We start from the raw sequence: 330 nt of genomic DNA, 5'->3' as shown, positions 1-330 counted from the left end.
ACGAAGCCATGGCCGTGGAAAACCACGACGTGGTGATGGTGCCGCGCGGCTACCACCCCGTCACCGTGCCGTATGGCTACGACGGCTATTACCTGAACGTGATGGCCGGCCCGCAACGCGCGTGGCATTTCAAAAACGACCCGGCCCACGAGTGGCTGATGAACAAGTAAAAAGGAAGAACAATGACAACGCAACAGATCGGCCACTTTATTGGTGGCAACCCCATGGCGTCGCGCTCCGAGCGCACCAGCGACGTCTTCAATCCCGCCACGGGCGCCGTCACGGCGCAAGTGGCGCTGGCCACGCCGGGCGAATTGAACGCGGCCGTGG

General features: G+C 62.7%; 1 protein-coding gene. It reads left to right on the top strand.

The window, feature by feature from the left end; all coding sequences use genetic code 11:
• A partial coding sequence (locus tag ACZ92H_RS29605; protein ID WP_465051992.1) for a 5-deoxy-glucuronate isomerase occupies positions 1–170 on the top strand: 170 nt, incomplete at its 5' end.
• Between the last annotated feature and the right edge of the window lie 160 nt (positions 171–330).

This window comes from Janthinobacterium foliorum (genome assembly GCF_978021625.1).
This window is presented reverse-complemented; position numbering and strand designations above follow the sequence as displayed.